Below are 17773 nucleotides of genomic sequence, written 5' to 3' on the forward strand. Positions count from 1 at the left end.
TCTATGCTTCTTGATAGCAGACAGAAAAACAGCAGGCTTGGACCTGCTGTTTTTATATCAACATTGTGTTAGGAAGGTATCCTTGTGCCATTGGTAGAGAAAGATAACCCCTAAACCAATACCCCGCATCAACATAAAGCTCATCATTGCAAACCACAGCGCGTGATTTTCCCACTCGGCGAATAAGTAAAAGACAACGAAGAAACTGCTGGTCGCGACAAACATACTATTGCGCATGTCTTTGCCTTTGGTTGCACCGACAAAAATGCCATCCAATAGAAAGCACCACATCGACGCAAGTGGCATCACCACCAGCCAAGGTAGATACACCGCTGCTTGCTGTTGTACCACCTCAATTGAAGTGATCATGGCGATCAACTGCGATCCCGCCAAACCAAAGAGCGCGGTCAGTCCTAAGCAAATAACCAAACTCCAAAAGAAAGTGCCGACAAGCGATGCACTCAATTGTTGCCTATCTTTGGCACCAATCGCCTTCCCGACCATGGCCTCGATTGCGTAAGCAAAGCCATCCATGCCATACGAGATAATCATCAGGAAGCTCATCAGAACCGCATTTGCAGCGACAACCTCATCACCAAAGCTCGCACCTTGGAACGTCATAAAGCTAAAAGCCGCTTGCAGACACAAAGAGCGCAAGAAAATATCGCGATTCAATTTCACGAAGCGCCCTAACCCATGCTGAGTGTCAGCAAGTAATTGCTTGGGTGACGGCAACTGACGTGCTTGCCATGTCTTCCACACGCAGACCAAACCAAACGCCATGCCTGAGTAATCAGCAATCACGGATGCAAGCGCAGCACCTTCAACTTTCCAACCTAAGCCCATCACAAATAACAAATCGAGAGCGATGTTGGTGACATTGGTGATGATCACCATCCACATTGGTGCTTTGGAATTTTGCGTTCCGAGCAGCCACCCCAACAACACAAAATTCATTAGTGCTGCGGGGGCACTCCACACACGGATAGAGAAATATTGCATGCCGTAGTGTTTTACCTCTGCGCTGGCGTCACTCCAGCCAAAGATCAAATCAGCTATCGGGGTATGGGCAATAAGGAAGACTAACGCAAACAGCAGCGCCATAAGTGAGCCTTGCATAAACACCAAGGCAAGTTGCTTTCGGTCTTCACCCCCATAGGACTGCGCCGCCAACCCAGTAGTCGACATACGCAAAAAACCAAGCAGCCAAAACGTCACGCTGATCATGGTGCTGCCCAACGCAACACCACCCAAATACCAAGCGTGGTCTAGATGACCAATCACCGCAGCATCGACCAAACCGAGCAATGGAACAGTAATATTCGACAGCACCATAGGTATCGCTAAAGCTAAGACTTGGCGATGAACTTTTGGGTTAGATAAAGGAGAGAAGATTGAATTTGTCACAGGCACCTCATCAGTAAGATCGACGAGTGTACCTGAGCGCTTAACGACTAGCCAATTACCACTTGATGTGAACGAGGACTGGCGTGAGGCGATGCTTCAACATTGGAATCTTATTAAGCCAACGCTGCCAAGCTTTCCAACGAGAACAGAATCTATCGAATGGCGAGAAAGCTTTCACCCATTGTGCCCATGGTAACCATTGCAATATCTGTGCTGCAGGCGCTTCAAAGCCATGAGCATAACGATCAGAGCCAAGCTTTTGCCCCCACTTGGTTTCCGTTAAATCTCCTGCCAGCACCATACACAGTTCAGCAGAAACAAAATGTCGACCCAAGGTTTGAATAAATTTCGCGACTTGGCGCTCTGTGCAATCGAGCAGTGCCATTTCACATAAAATGAGTACTGGTGCTTGCTCTGGAATGGCTAACGTCTCTAGCCACGACATTTCATCCACACTGCCACAGCGATGTTCATAGCGTTCATTTTTGTGGAACAAGCGCTGACGCCATACCAAATTTTCCGTCACATCCAACTCTATCCAATGGCAGCGTCCATTATCCAAACGATAAAAGCGGGTATCCAGCCCCGCTCCGACATTGATTATCCAAGCATCGGGATACTGCTGTAAGAAGTGACTAACCTGCTGGTCACAAAGCTGAGTCAGCGTCACGTGCAGCAATTGCTTCTGCGCAATATCACCACTCAAACAGTCCGGCGCCATCTTACAGCTCAAACACGCTTTAGCAGCTATCGGATCGTACACCAAGCCATTGTCGACCATGCTTTCACGGCTACGCAATAACAGTGGCTTTAATAAATGGTTAGGAACTTGATGTTTAGACTGAGACATGGGCATTTCCTGCGCCAGAGAGAAAACATAGACATTAATAAAGATGATAATGAATATCAATTACATTATCAAGCTTATAAATTGGTCAAAAAAACAAGGTTAAGATGATGAGCAAGCTTTTGGAGGAAGTAGAAAAAGAGAAAAGACAAAACAGCCCAGATCAACTGGGCTGCTTAAATACACTTACATCCAATCGGTATTACGAATAATACCAACGGCTAAACCTTCAATCGTAAGGTGCTGAGACGTTAAGTCCACTTGAATTGGGGCAAACTCTTCATTCTCAGCATGCAGTAATATGGTTGAACCTTTGCGCTCCAAACGCTTCACAGTCACATCATCATCAACACGCGCAACGACAACTTGACCGTCTCTCACGTCTTGGGTTTTATGCACCGCGAGCAAATCGCCATCCATAATCCCGATGTCTTTCATACTCTCGCCATTTACACGAAGTAAGAAATCCGCTTGCGGTTTGAACATCGCAGGATCGACTTGGTAGTGCGCCTCTACGTGCTCTTGAGCCAGAATTGGCTCACCCGCTGCAACTTGACCAATCAATGGCAAACCCTGCTCATCATTGGCTGCGTCTTCAAGCAGGATACGAATCCCACGAGAAGCGCCTGGAATAATTTCAATTGCTTGCTTACGAGCAAGCGCTTTTAGGTGTTCCTCTGCGGCATTCGCAGAGCGGAAGCCAAGCTCACGCGCAATCTCTGCACGAGTTGGTGGCATTCCGGTGTCATCGATTTTACTTTTAATCAAATCGAAGACTTGTTGTTGGCGTGGCGTTAACGGCTTCATGTCTCACCTGTCTTTTTATACAGTTAACTGTGAGTATATCCAGTAAATGCTCAAATGAAAACCCAATTGGTTGTTTTTTAATTTATTTGTGGAGAGCTTTCAGCTTACCGATTAAGTTCATTCTTTATTCGTTTAAAACACCGACTTTTCAGTTAATCAAGTCAAAGCAATAACTTAGGGGTTCGACTAATTTACAGCCAATAAAATTAAAAGGTTTGACCAGTTTCTGGTATCCTTGCAGCGCTTAAATTTTATCGCCTAGGCTTATTTCTATTGCCGTACTCATCTCTTTTTATAGAGAAGACATGCAAAGCGGAAACTGAAATAAGGTTAGGCCTGTTTGAATACCTATTGAGGCTGTGAACTTTATGTCTTCTGGACAATCATTTTCACGTTCATTACTAAAACTACCTTTATCGGTACTGGTAAAGGGCACCACAATCCCGTCGAACCCGATTGAAGATCTGAACATCGACCTAACTAAACCGATTGTATATGCCCTGCCGTTCCGCTCGAACGTGGATTTGCTGACACTGCAAAAACAAGCCATGAGCCTTGGTCTACCCGACCCGCTCAGCCCGCTGGAAATCAATGGCAAAACGCTGAACCGTTTCGTCTTTATCGCTGCGCGTCCAACTGTGATGAACAACGATAATGATGTCCCAACCGATTCTGTTTCTCTGTTCACTGACTTACTGGAACTGCACAAGCTGGATAGTGAGTTGGATGTTCAAATGATCCCTGCAACCGTGCTTTGGGGTCGTAAGCCAGGTAAAGAAGAGAACCAAAAGCCTTACCTTCAACCGATGAATGGTCCGCAAAAAGCCAAAGCAGTAATGGCGGCGGGACGCGACTGCTTAGTTCGCTTTAGTCCCGTGGTATCTCTGCGTTATATGGCAGACTCTCACGGTACCGACAGCGCAATTGCGCACAAACTGGCTCGCGTGGCGCGTATCCACTTCTCACGCCAGAAACTGGCTGCTTCAGGCCCAAACCTGCCACAACGCCAAGTGTTGTTTGCTCGTTTACTAAAATCTCCAGCTATTGAACTGGCGATTGCTGACGAAGCCAAGATCAAAAACATCTCGATTGATAAGGCACGTAAAGAAGCCCACGACATCATGGATGAAATCGCCGCCGACTTCTCCTACAGTCTAGTGAAAAACGGCGACCGCATCCTGAGTTGGTTATGGACAAAACTATACCAAGGTTTGCACATCAATAACGCCTCGACTGTGCGTCGTTTAGCGCAAGACGGCCACGAAATTGTGTACGTTCCTTGTCACCGTAGTCACATGGACTACCTGCTGTTGTCTTATGTTTTATACCATGAAGGCATGGTGCCTCCGCACATTGCGGCAGGCATTAACTTGAACTTCTTCCCGGCCGGTCCGCTTTTCCGTCGTGGTGGGGCGTTCTTTATTCGTCGTAGTTTTAAAGGCAACAAACTGTACTCAACCATTTTCCGTGAGTATCTAGCTGAGCTGTTTGCCAAAGGCTATTCAGTCGAGTACTTCAGTGAGGGTGGTCGTTCACGTACAGGTCGCTTACTGCAAGCGAAAACGGGTATGCTGGCTATGACCATCCAAGCAATGCTACGTGGTTTAAACCGCCCAGTAACGCTAGTGCCGGTCTACATCGGCTACGAGCACGTAATGGAAGTGGGCACTTACGCGAAAGAGCTGCGTGGCAAACGCAAAGAGAAAGAAAACGCAGGGCTTGTACTGCGTACTCTGCGTAAACTGCGTAACTTTGGTTTGGGCTATGTGAACTTCGGTGAGCCAATTCAGCTCAACCAATACTTGAACGAGCATGCTCCTGAGTGGACGAAAGACATCGACAGCATGGGTGGTAACAAACCACAATGGATGAATCCTGTGGTCAACGACCTTGCTAATAAGATGATGACGCACATCAACGATGCGGCGGCGGCAAACGCGTTGACCTTGTGTGCAACCGCACTGCTTGCTTCTCGTCAACGTGCACTTTCTCGTGACTCGCTGATCAATCAGATCGAGTGTTACTTAAAGCTACTCAAAAATAACCCGTACTCAAGCACCTCCACTATCCCTACCGAAAGTGCTGAGGAGTTGGTCGATCATGCAATTTCGCTTGATAAGTTCGTGATTGAAACCGATAGCATGGGTGACATCATTTCGCTGGACCGTAGCCAATCGATCCTGATGACTTACTATCGCAACAACATCATTCACTTGTTCGCTCTGCCGTCATTAATTGCCCAAATGCTCATTCGTCAGCGCAACCTTTCGGTAGCCAAGATTCAAGCGAATGTCGCGCAAATCTACCCATTCTTGAAGAAAGAGCTGTTCTTAAGTTACCAAGAAGACGAGTTAGATGAATTGGTCGTTAAAACACTGCATGAATTTGCCGATCAGAAAATGATTAGTCTTGATGGTGATAAGCTAGAGATCAATCAATCGAACAACCAGCCTTTGGTTCTGTTAGGTCGAACGATAACTGAAACGCTGCAACGCTACTCTATCGCGATGAACTTGCTTGTTGCTTACCCTGAACTCGGTAAATCGGACCTAGAGCAGAAGAGCCAAGATATTGCTCAGCGCCTAGGGCGTTTGCACGGTATTAATGCGCCAGAATTCTTCGATAAAGGTGTGTTTACCGCGATGTTCAATACGCTCAAACAGCAAAAATACCTCGATAACGATGGTAACTGTGACACGAAGAAAACGCAGCAATTTGCACGACTACTGTTCACTCTGCTTTATCCAGAAGTGAAACTGACGATCGAAGAGAGTATTCACCAACTTCGGTCGTAACCGTTTTATCTTCTTTCAATAAGAAAAAGGCATCCAATCGGATGCCTTTTTCTATTTCTTCGCTTACCAAAATGCGACCAGTAACCCTATCGCTATCACCATGCCAACATAATTGTTGTTAAGGAAAGCCTTAAAGCACAACTCACGCTCACGGTGACGAATTAAGTGCTGCTGATAAACAAACAACGACGCTGCAATCAAAAGGGTCCAGTAGTAACTTTGTCCCAATTGGTAGAACTGCCCTAACCAAACCAACATCGCGAGTGTAATCAGTTGCAACACACCAATAATAAGCTTGTCATGACGACCAAACAGAATTGCCGTCGATTTAATGCCAATCTTTAGATCATCATCTCGGTCTACCATCGCATATTGAGTGTCGTACGCAATGGTCCACAAAGCATTAATGAGGAACAAAAACCAAACAATTAATGGTAATTCCCCAGTTTGTGCAGCCCACGCCATTGGAATCGCCCAGCTAAAAGCCAAGCCTAAAAATAGCTGTGGAATATGAGTGTAACGCTTCATAAATGGATAGATGAACGCCAACACAATGCCAGCGAAGGATAGCTGAATCGTCAGCGGGTTCATGGTCAGCACTAACAAAAACGAGCTGATACCCAAAACCAAAAATAATCCAATCGCTTCTTTTGCTGTCACTTTCCCTGATGGCAGTGGACGTTGCTTAGTACGCTTTACATGGCCGTCGACTTTGCGATCTGCAAAATCATTAATCACGCACCCCGCACTACGCATTAGGAAAACACCCAATACAAACACGATGAATACATCCCAACTTGGCATTCCTTGGGCTGAGATAATTAGCGCCCAAATCGTTGGCCACATCAGTAACAGTGAACCAATCGGGCGATCCATGCGCATCAGTTGCCAATATGCTTTGGCTTTTTCTGCGGACATTTACACTGTCTCCTTAGCGTAAACTGGTGAATTAGATAAGAATAACTCGGCGACTAGCATCGGTTTGTGATTCATCCACAACCTTGAGCGTCGTGCTAACAAACGTCCTTCTGGTACGGCTACCCATCCCATTTGCAAAGAGTCCCGCTCAACGTTATCTGCGCTAAACACAGTTAGTCCTAATGGGATATCCCCTTGTTGAGCCAAATCATACTGCTGATCAACTAAGGTTGAACGAGGAATCAATGTCCGCCCAATAACCCAGTTATTATTGTCACCGCACAAAATTACCTCTCTCAGTAAGCAATCTTGTTCGGACAATAACTGGCTTTCGTCCTGTTTTAATGTCGCTGCAGTGACGATCTGATTTTGTAGCAATTCTACCGTTAACGCTTGGCAGTGCTGTTTTAAACGACGTGACAAAGACCCTTGCTCTTCAAGCCAATGCTTGGCAAATTCATTTGGAAATTCGAATTCTTCGGGGTTTTGCCACTCTACTTCCAATAAAGAAGCAAGATAGAGTGATGTTGGCTGATTCATACTAGTATTCAATTGGAGGCTTTATGCGTACAATAAAGCAACAACTTACCGTCCATAGTAATGTATGTAACCGTAAGTTCCGTTATTTGTTATAGACGGCCCATTGTATCAAGACTGAAGCGATTCGAATATCGCGATCCAGAGAAAGAAAAGTTAGAAATATGTACAAACGTTATATAGCCCAAATTATTTTTGCGTTAACCATACTATTCGCCGCACCAAGTTGGGCTGAAACGGAAGAAGCTGGACCTAAGTTGGCATACTTTACCCTAGAGCCTGATCTCACTACTAACTTTTACACCAAAGGCAAAAAGTTAGGTTATGTGCAAGTGCGCATCGACATCATGGTAATGAGTCAACAAGATTTATCAGTTGTTGAGCATCACCAACCTTTGATTCGCGATGCAGTGATTGAATTACTGGGTAAGCAAACAGAAGATACGATTAAGTCCCTTTCTGGCCGAGAAGATCTGCGCAAAACCTTAGTGACGACCCTCAACGAAACACTTTTGCCTGAAACAGGTAAAACCATCATTGCCGATTTGTTGTTTACAAAATACCTTTATCAATAAACCCAAATCCGTTTTGAACATAAAAAAAGACCGCTCTTGAGCGGTCTTTTCATTTCATCTGCTTTAGGCTTGCTGTTGGTATTTCATCTTGCCTGAATCAAACAGCGCAATCGCCATCCCCGACAGTAGCCCAACTAAGTGAGCGGTGTTTGCAATCGCCATAAATGGCTGCACAAAACCAAGAACTAACCATACCAACATAAAGACGATAATTGGCTTGGGTAACGTAAGGCCTAAATGTGGCAAGCGGTAACCCAGTATCCACAAATAACCAAGCAGTGCATAGACCACACCAGACAAGCCGCCGAAGTTAGCCCCTTCAACATAGAACTGGCCTGCCCCTGAAAGCGCTGCCGACACCACAAAGAGTTGCAATAGCTTACCGGAACCGAGACGACGTTCGATGTCGCCCCCCAACTGCCACCACCATAGTAAGTTAAACACGATGTGAGTTACTGAAAAGTGCAGTAACGCATGACTTAGCCATCGCCACACTTGCCATTGTTGCCCCTCAAAAGCCGGGAAGTGCAACAACTTAAACACGCCATTGCCAAAGCCAAACATTTGTAACAAGTAGATGATGATACAGACTGTCATGATCAGCAAAGTCATGGGGCCAGCTTTCGCTTTGACCATGCTTATGATACTCGGGCTGGAATAATGAAATGTGCTCTTACGAGTATCGGCAACGTCCCACGAGGCGGCGCTGTATTTTGAATCAGACGGGTTAGCAAGGAACTGCTTAAGTTCGGCTTCCGCTTCTATTTCATGCTGGCTATCAGTCAGCCACAGCGCAAATTGCCCATCCCCTTCTGGCATCATTTCGATGTCAATTTGGCGAGAGGCCATATAATCAATAAAGGCTTGCGCCATACGTGGATTATTTAACGTTACCAATCTCTTCATTAACTTCTCACTATCGGTAGTTCTGCTCGATGCCAGGCTTCAAAGCCACCATCTACACTGTACACCTGTTCAAAGCCTTGGTTAACCAAATATTGCGCCGCACCTTGGCTACTAATGCCGTGGTAACACATCACTAGAATAGGTTGTTCGAACTCCACTTCATCCATAAACGCAACGATCGTATCGTTAGTTAAATGATACGCGGACTCCGCATGCGCAACGGCAAACGATTGAGGGTCACGGATATCTACAAGCTTCGCATCACCCTGCTCGAGCAGCGCTTGCGCACCTTGTACATCGATATGCTTAAACTGATCCATTTACTTTCTCATTGTCTTATTAATATACCCAAGCAACCTCGAACCTAACGTACTAATCAGCACCCGTGGTACAGCATAAAATCCATATTTGAAGCTGCTTGGGTATACTGCCGCTATTGTAACCTATCCAACGGCAAACTTAGACACATGGATAATCAGGGTTTTCAAAAGTGTACACATTCCAACCATTTGTGGATAAAGCTGTGAATTGCGTTGATAAAGTGTATTTGGATCTTTTGATCCACAATATGTAGTGATGATCCTGATCTAACTGTGTGTATATCTATAGCTATCCCCAGATGGAAAAGTGCTTGAATCCCTTGTTTTGTCCGGGTTTCGAACAGTTGATAAATAATTACTTCACAGAGTTATACACAGGTAGCACATAAAATCCGGATCGCAAACGCTATCGATTTTCGATCGACAATAAAAAAGCCGAGATCACATGATCTCGGCTTTCTATGAAAATCTTACTTTCAATTAGCAGTGGAAATTAAAATTCACCCACGGCCAATTTTAGTTTCTTCATTGCATTTTTTTCTAGCTGGCGAATACGCTCGGCAGAAACACCGAACTCATCAGCTAAGTCTTGCAATGTTGCTTTCTCATCATCTAACCAACGAGAACGCACGATGCGCTGACTACGCTCATCCAAACTCGCTAATGCATGACCCAAGCGATTGTTGGTGTGCATTTCCCAGTTGGCGGCTTCAATGTTGTCGGCCACATCAGACGATTTGTCTTCTAGGTATAGCATCGGCGCTGTGTAAGCGTTTGAACTGTCGTCTTCATCAGTTGGCATATCAAAGGTTGAATCCACCGCCGCTAAGCGTGATTCCATCTCGCGAACTTCAGAAGGCTCAACACCTAACTCGCGCGCAACGGTTTCCACTTCACCGTTGTTAAACCAACCCAAGCGCTTTTTCGACTTACGCAGGTTGAAGAACAATTTACGTTGCGCTTTAGTGGTCGCAATTTTCACGATACGCCAGTTACGTAGCACGTATTCGTGGATCTCTGCTTTGATCCAGTGGACAGCAAAAGAAACCAAGCGAACCCCTACTTCTGGGTTAAAACGCTTAACGGCTTTCATTAGACCGATGTTACCCTCTTGCACAAGATCCGCCATTGGCAAACCGTAGCCAGAGTAACCACGAGCAACGTGAACAACGAATCGTAGGTGCGAAAGAATTAGACCTTTTGCAGCCTCAATCTCACCTTTATAGTGTAATCGTTCTGCCAGCTCACGCTCTTCGTCTGCAGTCAGCATTGGGTAGCTGTTTACTGAGCGAATATAGCTATCAAGGCTATCTTGCGTGACTAGAGCCATCGGATACGCTTCTTTTGTCATTCAATTCCTCATCAATCTCTGATCTGGAGCATTACATTGCAATTTAGCTTCGATATCTTGAACTCAAAATGAACAAGTTTCAAGAAGGGGAAGCAATTATCCATAAACATTTGGTCTAAGCAAGGGTTCAAAATTAGCTAGTGCTAATGAAATCCAAGTAATAAGACCGCCATCACTTAAACTGGTTCAATTTCTTTTAAATGTCGTTGCGCAGAAAAGCGCGCCGCAATACATCCCAAAAGACTCCCAATGATGATTAGTAACAAAGATTCATCCCAACTTAGACCAATCAGGCGGAACTGGCTATCGTACAACGCAGCAAGGTCTTCCACCGCACTATTCATGACAATGGTCACTAAAGCCGTTACCAACCACGCAATAGTGGCACCTAACACGCCAAACCACATACCTGTGTACAAGTAAGGGCGCAGAATGAAACTGTCCGTCGCACCGATCAGTTTCATGGTTTGAATCTCTTCTTTATTCGCCAGCACATTAAATCGCAATGTATTGCCAACGATTAAAAATACCGCACCGAGCATCAGCACTGTCAGGGTAATGACAATAATACTCGCGAGAGTTTTGATGGCATCAAGACGCGCTAGCCAGTCTTCGTCAAGTCTCACGTCGGTCACATCTTGTTGCTCTCGAACGTCTTTGGCTAATGACTGAATATCACTTTTTAGTTCCGAATCTGGCGTAATCACCAACACACCAGGTAGCGCATAGCCACTTAAGAGGCTGATAGCTTGGTCGAACCCTGCATATTGGCTTAAATCAGATAGACCTTGTTGCGGTGAAATATACTCTACCTCTTTTACCAAAGGCCAAGTTTCAATTTGATCTTTGAGAACCATCACTCGCGCATCCGGCATACCTTCAACTAAGTAAGCACTAACTTGTGAAGGAGAAGCGACATCTTCCGCTGCCCCCGCAACGTTTTTCCCCAATAGATACAAACAAGCTGGCATGGCAAGTGCCATGGAGATGACCGCTAGGGTCAGAATGTTGCCTAGTGGTCGTTGCCATAAGGCGCTAAAAGAGGATTTAGCTTGTTTTGCGTGGACAGAGAAAAAACCATCGGTATTCGCACGCTTGGCACTGCGGCCTTTCCCCTTCTTTTGGGAGTGCTTGTTACCTGCCATAGTCTTCTACCTCACTTAGGAAGCCTTGGTTCAATTCAAAATGACGATACTGTGGGCGAGTGTTTACTAACCCCACATCGTGCGTGGCAAGTAGGATAGTCACGCCCGCACGGTTAAATTCTTCGAATAGACGCAACACACGGTTGGATAATTCTGGGTCAAGGTTACCCGTAGGCTCATCAGCCACCAGCAACGTTGGTCGATTAACCACAGCACGGGCAATACCGACGCGCTGTTGCTCACCACCAGAAAGTTGACTAGGTAGACAACGAGCTTTATCGAGTAAGCCCGTTTTATCTAACGCCGCAGAAACACGGCGTTTGATTTCGTTTTCAGAAATCGATTCGATACGCATTGGCAGAGCGACATTGTCGTACACACTGCGATCCATCAATAGGCGATGATCTTGAAAAACAATCCCAATATTGCGGCGCAAAAAAGGGATGTCTTTGCTTGGAATACGCGTGATGTCGTGACCATTAAAATGGATTTTGCCATCGGTTGGTCGCTCTATCGCGCAGATCAATTTCAGCAAGGTACTTTTACCAGCCCCGGAATGTCCGCCTAAAAACGCCATTTCACCGCGCCTCAGGTGAAAATCGACTTTTTGCAGTGCTTGTCGACCACCTCGGTAAGCTTTGCTTACTTGCTGAAATTTGATCACCGTTGATTTCCTCTAACTCTTTTTATTCTTCACGACTAAACAGTGCGTCAATAAACTCTTGAGTTTCAAATGGACGCAAGTCTTCGATACCTTCACCCACACCAATGTAACGAATTGGAATACCGAACTGATCAGCGATAGCGAAAATTACGCCGCCCTTGGCTGTACCATCCAGCTTAGTCAAAGTAATCCCGGTTAGAGGGGCAACATCACTGAAAAGTTTCGCTTGGCTAATGGCATTTTGTCCTGTACCTGCATCAAGCGTTAGCATGATCTCATGTGGTGCAGAGTCATCAATTTTCTTCATCACACGTACAATCTTACGCAGCTCTTCCATTAGGTTCGCTTTGTTCTGTAGACGACCTGCTGTATCAGCAATCACCACATCCACACCACGTGCTTTTGCCGCTTCAATCGCATCATAGATAACAGAGGCACTGTCTGCGCCAGTATGTTGAGCAATCACAGGAACATTATTACGTTCACCCCACACTTGTAACTGCTCAACCGCTGCGGCACGGAAAGTATCGCCCGCTGCAAGCATCACTTTTTTGCCTTGAGTTTGGAACTGCTTCGCTAGCTTACCGATGGTCGTGGTTTTACCCACGCCATTTACACCCACCATCAAGATGACGTAAGGCGTTTTGTTGCTATCGATTTCTAGTGGCTGTTCGACTTTAGAAAGAATCTCAGCCATTTCTTCTTTCAACAAACCATAAAGGGCTTCGCCGTCTTTCAGATCGCCACGTGTGGCTTTTTCTGTCAGGTTGTTGATAATTTTTGTTGTGGTATTCATGCCCACATCAGCAATAAGAAGTTGCTCTTCTAGCTCTTCAAATAAGTCCTCATCGATTTTCTTACCGCTGAACAGACCGAAGAAGCCAGCACCAATATTTGCTTTTGTTCGGCTTAGGCTGCGTTTAAGACGAGCAAAAAAGCTTTCTGTTGGCTTTTCTTGTTCTTGAACACGAGGCGCGGCCGATACGACTTCTGGCTCTTCTGCTTCTGCTTCTGCTTCTGCTTCTGCTTCTGCTTCTGCTTCTGCTGGGGCAGCCTCTGATTGTTTCGCTTCTTCTTCAAGTTCTGGCGTTGCTTCCGCTTGCTCAGCAACCGCTTCGGTTTGCTGCTCTTCAGAAGGCGCTTCCACTGCTTCTTCTTTTACTGTTTCTTCAGTTTTTGGTTTTGGGCTTTGTTCTTCGTCACCAAAACCTAGCCACGAAAGTAATCCGCGCTTCTTTTTTTCCGTCATCTGGGGCTATCCTAGATTGTTCTTTTATCTATTAATGACTCTTTTTTGACAAGATTATTATCTGTCTAAAAAAGGCTAATGACAAAGTTCTGAAAACTTTCCGATTAGGTAATTCTAATCTTATTAGTGTTACACTCTGTCATCTTGAATATTCTGGGCTGTATCCAAGCTCCAAGCTCATTGCTTGGGCGATTAGATATAGTATCACTTTATTAGCGGTCAAAAAATCTATGGTAAGACGTCGCCAGCAAAACTCATCACAAAAAAAGCCAACAACGGGCTTTGTTCGCATTATTAGTGGCTTATGGAGAGGCAGAAAACTTCCTGTACACGATGCTGAAGGCTTACGCCCCACGACAGATCGCGTCAAAGAAACGCTGTTTAACTGGTTAGCTCAAGATGTACCACAGGCAAAATGTCTCGACTTGTTTGCTGGCTCTGGCGGCTTGGGATTTGAGTCAGCTTCGCGCCAAGCAGAGCAAGTGACCATGGTTGAGCTAAACCCACAAGCTTTCCAACAGTTACAAAAGAATGTTGCCTCTCTTAACGCGAACAACATCCAAGTGGTAAATACCGACGCACTGAGTTTTTTGAAGCAACCGGGTTCTGCTCATCATGTGGTGTTTATTGACCCACCGTTTCGCAAAGGTCTATTGGATGAGACCGTGGCTCTGCTAGAACAAAATGGCTGGCTCGCGGAAGATGCGATGATTTATATTGAAACAGAAAAAGAACTCAATATTGCCGACTTACCAGAAAACTGGCAATTACATCGAGAAAAAACAGCAGGCCAAGTGAGCTATCGTCTGTACGAACGTACCTCCGCATAACGCCTCGATTTAAAAGGATACTTAAATGAAAGCACTAATTATGCTGGCCAAAGCGGCTATCGCCTTTGTTTGGTTAGTATTAATCCTAAATATTTTTATGCCCTTTCCCGGCAATGCCGCGATTGCGCTATACATCATGACCGCTTTTTTGTTCATCATGCACGGTTTACAAATGGCCATCTTCATTGGTGCATTTGGCGACAAAATAAAAATGAGCAGTTGGGAAAAATATTCAATCCTGATTTTTGGTATTTTTGCCCTACTCGATATTCGTCGTAAACACATGATGTAATCGCTCAGATACGAAAAAGCCGCTCTTGTGAGCGGCTTTTTTTCTGCGTTTCGTTCGTCACCCAATGTAACTTTTTACACCATCCAAGAACATTTGAGTGGAGATCATCACCAGTAACAAGCCCATTAAGCGTTCTACCGCCTTCAAGCCACGTTCACCCAACAAGCGATTAAAGAAGCCATAAAACATCAGTATAAAAAATGTTGCGCCCCACGCAATTACGACTGATGCTGACATTTCCAACATTTTCTCTGGATGTTGCGAAGACAGTAAAAGCAAGGCTGCAATCACTGAAGGGCCCGCGATCATAGGAATGGCCATCGGAACAATAAAGGGCTCCTCGCCTGCTGCCAGTCCAGTGATGCTGCCAGCACTCGGGAAAATCATCTTAATCGCAATAATGAAGAGAATAATGCCACCTGAAATGCTGAGCGTTTCTGGCTGGACATGCAAAAAACTTAAGATGCTTTGTCCTGCAAACAGAAACAACATCAAAATCAGTAAGGCAAACAGTAGTTCACGAATCAATACCTTACGACGACGCTTGGGATCGATATGTTTGAGAATAGACAACACAATCGGCAAGTTACCGAGAGGGTCCATGATTAGAAACAGCATGGTCGCTGCAGAAAGAATGTCCATATTCTGGCCTCACCTAAAAAATGGCGGCCAGTGTATAGCAAACTGACAACATGAGTATATGACTGAGGGCGAAAACACCATAGTCACCCTCGATCTTAGCCGCCGTTTAGTGATTGCAAACTCGCGCCATATTGACCACAAACTTACCTTCAAGCTCACGAATTTTGTCGCGCTTGAGCAAAAATGCTAGTAATGCATCTAAGTCTAGATCATTCAGTTTACAGGTGTGAAAGCGAACGCTAGCACCAAAGTGCTGTGTGAGGGCTTCGCGATCCATTGGTGTTTCTCTAAGTAGGTTTAGCAGCTCGTGAGCATGGATTTCACTCATTATTGACTCCAGTTATTAAGAACAATGCGTTCAGTTTACTGAAATCCTCAAGAGCTGCTTTGACTTAAATTAGTAAATGATTGAGGCAACAATGAGGGCATGAGCAAAAAAGTAACTGCCACTCACCCACAAATAGGCGTGTTTCATCGGTTTTCGATAACCGTGTATCGCGTATGCCAGCGCCGAATAGATGAGAACTAAGGTTCCGCTAAAGCCGATAGCATTGGCGTAACTCGGCACTTGTAACCAAACTTCACCGGCTGCCCAAGCAAGTTGAACCAGCATCATCCCCATGATCACAACAGGGAATACCAGAGAGTCGAGTTGAGGTAGCAACAAAAAGAACGCCACGATACTCGCTGCAAGCAGCAGGGCCAACAGCCACCAGACAATCTCACCATTAAGCTGCACCCAAAATGACTTGCTGTAGCATACCTGGGCAACCAGATAAGCCGTAAAATAGATTAGCTTACGAGTTTTAAACGAGTGCAGCGTATCTGCCACCATAGACACAATAAGCCCACCCGCAATCCAGTAGGTATATGTTGCGGATGCACCTTGAGTTAACACCAACACAAGAAGAAGTAGCAGAGTAAAGATTTTAAACACGAGGGATTGTGTCGGGTTAGCTTGCTTTGCTCCCAACACGGAATACACACCTGATAGCCCTATCGCCAGCCAACTCCACATGCAGTATACACCTTTTACTTAAACTCGCCGCTAGTCTAGGTAGACCAGTTTTGATGTAAAGACACAATCTACGAAAGTTGGATCTCGCTAGCGATTCGAAACATTTTGTAACCCTCAGCCTACGTAATAATAAAGCCGATGAGCCTGAATGATGCCACTAAACATTGGGGCCAAGCTTTGCTCATCAGCCGAACCCATCAAATCACACGACACAATAACCAACGCTTTCTAAAACTATTTAACTGAAAAACAGATAAGTGCTCCAGGTAAGCCGCCATTTCACAAACTGACGATTAAACCACCAGGATGTATGTAATGCAGGCAACAAGAATAAATAACAGACACAAAATAGAAAATAGTCTTAGTAGCGCTCTAAGAGAGGAGAAACCACTGATGACTAGGGGTAAAAACTAAGAAAACCGACCTTAATTCAGTAAAAAAACATCAGACAAGAAAAGTAAGTCAATGATAAATAAAACCATAATTTCAATAACAGATAAAAGTGCGGACTTCATAAACCATAAAATCACTAAACACTTTTGAAGCCCATATTTTCTCATAAGGTAAGAAAATCTCACTCCATGCTTTCGATTTGACGATGCAACCTCATAGCACATTTTTTAATTTTCTCAATTTTTGAGAAATACAGACAAAATAAACACCCAACATACCATTCGAAACAAAAAACAATTACAAAGCCAACACCACAAACCATTTAACATTATAAAATCATATACTTAAAACAAAAAAGGATAGAAATAAAACAATGTGAACACTTTAAATGCAGCACAAAAAACATAGTTTCATTAGTCAGAATCACGTAAAACCAGACAAGTTAAGTGTGGTTTTTGAAAAGATTAACGAGCATATGTTGATCAAACCCCAAAAACAGTGCTATATTAAATTCATCGAGTTCATCAAAGATTAAGGGGTAGTGTTATGATTTCATCTTCTCAAAAACAAGGGCTGGTTATGATTGCAGTGGTTGTGGGTTTAATGACACTGCCAATGATGTACTAACCCAATGATTTAAAATAAAAAAGGACGCAAATGCGTCCTTTTTTATTTATCTGTATAGCTCTACTGAATGTGCTTAGACAAAATATCCCAGTGCATATAGTAGAAACCAAGAGCGGCCAGCGTAATCAACGTCATTAGCAAAATTGCTGTACGCCAAATAAAGCGAGAGCTTCTTGGTGTCAGCTCTTTTTCACAAGCATCACATGCCGCCATAAAGCCTTTACGATCATCCAGCTTGTAATCGTCTTCGTGCACCACTTTGTTACGCACGGTTGCGATGAATCGAAGCTTTGCTATCACGTCATGCGGTAAACGTTCTTCACAACTATTAATAAGTTGGTGCAACCCTTTCCCTTCTGCATGGTACTGAGTACGCAAAAGTTTTTCGATCGTTCGGGTACGCATGACTACTTTTTCAATATCTGACATCGTAACCCTCCTTACCAGACC

Annotated in this window: 19 protein-coding genes; 4 read left to right on the top strand and 15 right to left on the bottom strand. The window is 44.7% G+C overall.

The features are described 5' to 3' along the window. Nucleotides 1-57: 57 nt before the first annotated feature. The 3 genes from dinF to lexA all read right to left on the bottom strand — a co-directional run bounded on the left by dinF (nucleotide 58) and on the right by lexA (nucleotide 3061). Entirely contained in the window at nucleotides 58-1407 is a 1350-nt protein-coding gene (gene dinF, locus N646_RS10150; protein ID WP_017821292.1) for an MATE family efflux transporter DinF, read from the bottom strand. A 55-nt stretch (nucleotides 1408-1462) separates the two neighbouring features. Beyond that, nucleotides 1463-2257 carry a class I SAM-dependent methyltransferase gene (locus N646_RS10155; protein WP_005378679.1) on the bottom strand — a complete coding sequence of 265 codons (795 nt, stop codon included), beginning with the start codon at nucleotides 2255-2257 and terminating at the stop codon, nucleotides 1463-1465. A gap of 183 nt (nucleotides 2258-2440) precedes the next feature. Continuing rightward, nucleotides 2441-3061 carry a transcriptional repressor LexA gene (lexA, locus tag N646_RS10160; protein ID WP_005378682.1) on the bottom strand — a complete coding sequence of 207 codons (621 nt, stop codon included), beginning with the start codon at nucleotides 3059-3061 and terminating at the stop codon, nucleotides 2441-2443. Nucleotides 3062-3429: 368 nt separating this feature from the next. Here lexA and plsB point away from each other — a divergent pair, with 368 nt between their 5' ends. Beyond that, a complete protein-coding gene (gene plsB, locus N646_RS10165) occupies nucleotides 3430-5856 on the top strand; it encodes a glycerol-3-phosphate 1-O-acyltransferase PlsB (protein WP_005389683.1) in 2427 nt (808 codons plus the stop codon). Nucleotides 5857-5919: 63 nt separating this feature from the next. Here plsB and ubiA read toward each other — a convergent pair whose 3' ends face one another. Then, nucleotides 5920-6774 (bottom strand): 4-hydroxybenzoate octaprenyltransferase, encoded by an 855-nt coding sequence (gene ubiA, locus N646_RS10170; RefSeq protein WP_005378684.1) that lies wholly within the window; start codon nucleotides 6772-6774, stop codon nucleotides 5920-5922. Next, the gene (locus N646_RS10175) at nucleotides 6775-7314 is read right to left on the bottom strand and encodes a chorismate lyase (protein WP_005378686.1); all 540 of its coding nucleotides are present in this window, start codon (nucleotides 7312-7314) and stop codon (nucleotides 6775-6777) included. Nucleotides 7315-7475: 161 nt separating this feature from the next. Between N646_RS10175 and N646_RS10180 the strand changes: the two genes are divergently transcribed. Beyond that, nucleotides 7476-7886 carry a flagellar basal body-associated protein FliL gene (locus N646_RS10180; protein WP_005378687.1) on the top strand — a complete coding sequence of 137 codons (411 nt, stop codon included), beginning with the start codon at nucleotides 7476-7478 and terminating at the stop codon, nucleotides 7884-7886. Between the two features lie 63 nt (nucleotides 7887-7949). On the opposite strand, the gene glpG is transcribed toward N646_RS10180, so the two are convergent. The 6 genes from glpG to ftsY form a co-directional block, all read right to left on the bottom strand. Continuing rightward, nucleotides 7950-8792 carry a rhomboid family intramembrane serine protease GlpG gene (gene glpG / locus N646_RS10185; protein WP_017821294.1) on the bottom strand — a complete coding sequence of 281 codons (843 nt, stop codon included), beginning with the start codon at nucleotides 8790-8792 and terminating at the stop codon, nucleotides 7950-7952. Next, nucleotides 8792-9112, bottom strand: coding sequence for a thiosulfate sulfurtransferase GlpE (gene glpE, locus N646_RS10190; protein ID WP_005378691.1), 321 nt, complete (start codon nucleotides 9110-9112; stop codon nucleotides 8792-8794). Before glpE ends, glpG begins: the two co-directional genes overlap by 1 nt. Nucleotides 9113-9605: 493 nt before the next feature. Then, the gene (gene rpoH / locus N646_RS10195; RefSeq protein WP_005378693.1) at nucleotides 9606-10463 is read right to left on the bottom strand and encodes an RNA polymerase sigma factor RpoH; all 858 of its coding nucleotides are present in this window, start codon (nucleotides 10461-10463) and stop codon (nucleotides 9606-9608) included. A 176-nt stretch (nucleotides 10464-10639) separates the two neighbouring features. Further along, on the bottom strand, nucleotides 10640-11608 hold the full coding sequence (gene ftsX, locus N646_RS10200; protein WP_005378695.1) for a permease-like cell division protein FtsX: 969 nt from the start codon (nucleotides 11606-11608) through the stop codon (nucleotides 10640-10642). Beyond that, nucleotides 11598-12272 (bottom strand): cell division ATP-binding protein FtsE, encoded by a 675-nt coding sequence (ftsE, locus tag N646_RS10205; RefSeq protein ID WP_005393800.1) that lies wholly within the window; start codon nucleotides 12270-12272, stop codon nucleotides 11598-11600. The genes ftsX and ftsE overlap by 11 nt, the downstream gene beginning before the upstream one ends. A gap of 22 nt (nucleotides 12273-12294) precedes the next feature. Further along, nucleotides 12295-13521, bottom strand: coding sequence for a signal recognition particle-docking protein FtsY (gene ftsY, locus N646_RS10210; RefSeq protein WP_017821295.1), 1227 nt, complete (start codon nucleotides 13519-13521; stop codon nucleotides 12295-12297). A gap of 230 nt (nucleotides 13522-13751) precedes the next feature. Between ftsY and rsmD the strand changes: the two genes are divergently transcribed. Together rsmD and N646_RS10220 are read left to right on the top strand one after the other, a co-directional pair. Next, nucleotides 13752-14351, top strand: a complete 600-nt coding sequence (rsmD, locus tag N646_RS10215; RefSeq protein ID WP_005378702.1) for a 16S rRNA (guanine(966)-N(2))-methyltransferase RsmD — start codon at nucleotides 13752-13754, stop codon at nucleotides 14349-14351. 25 nt (nucleotides 14352-14376) lie between these two features. Further along, nucleotides 14377-14643 (top strand): DUF1145 domain-containing protein, encoded by a 267-nt coding sequence (locus N646_RS10220; protein WP_005378704.1) that lies wholly within the window; start codon nucleotides 14377-14379, stop codon nucleotides 14641-14643. 57 nt (nucleotides 14644-14700) lie between these two features. On the opposite strand, the gene N646_RS10225 is transcribed toward N646_RS10220, so the two are convergent. From N646_RS10225 to N646_RS10240, 4 genes are all read right to left on the bottom strand, one after another. After that, complete coding sequence (locus tag N646_RS10225) at nucleotides 14701-15285, bottom strand: YhgN family NAAT transporter (RefSeq protein ID WP_005389671.1); 585 nt, start codon at nucleotides 15283-15285, stop codon at nucleotides 14701-14703. Between the two features lie 106 nt (nucleotides 15286-15391). Then, nucleotides 15392-15613, bottom strand: a complete 222-nt coding sequence (locus N646_RS10230; protein WP_005378711.1) for a YecH family metal-binding protein — start codon at nucleotides 15611-15613, stop codon at nucleotides 15392-15394. Nucleotides 15614-15682: 69 nt separating this feature from the next. Next, nucleotides 15683-16303: a lysoplasmalogenase gene (locus N646_RS10235; RefSeq protein ID WP_005389670.1), complete on the bottom strand. Its 621-nt coding sequence runs from the start codon at nucleotides 16301-16303 to the stop codon at nucleotides 15683-15685. Nucleotides 16304-17383: 1080 nt separating this feature from the next. After that, nucleotides 17384-17752: a hypothetical protein gene (locus N646_RS10240; RefSeq protein WP_005378717.1), complete on the bottom strand. Its 369-nt coding sequence runs from the start codon at nucleotides 17750-17752 to the stop codon at nucleotides 17384-17386. Nucleotides 17753-17773 lie beyond the last annotated feature (21 nt).

Origin of the sequence: Vibrio alginolyticus NBRC 15630 = ATCC 17749 (genome assembly GCF_000354175.2) — a bacterium.
GTDB classification, from domain to species: domain Bacteria; phylum Pseudomonadota; class Gammaproteobacteria; order Enterobacterales; family Vibrionaceae; genus Vibrio; species Vibrio alginolyticus.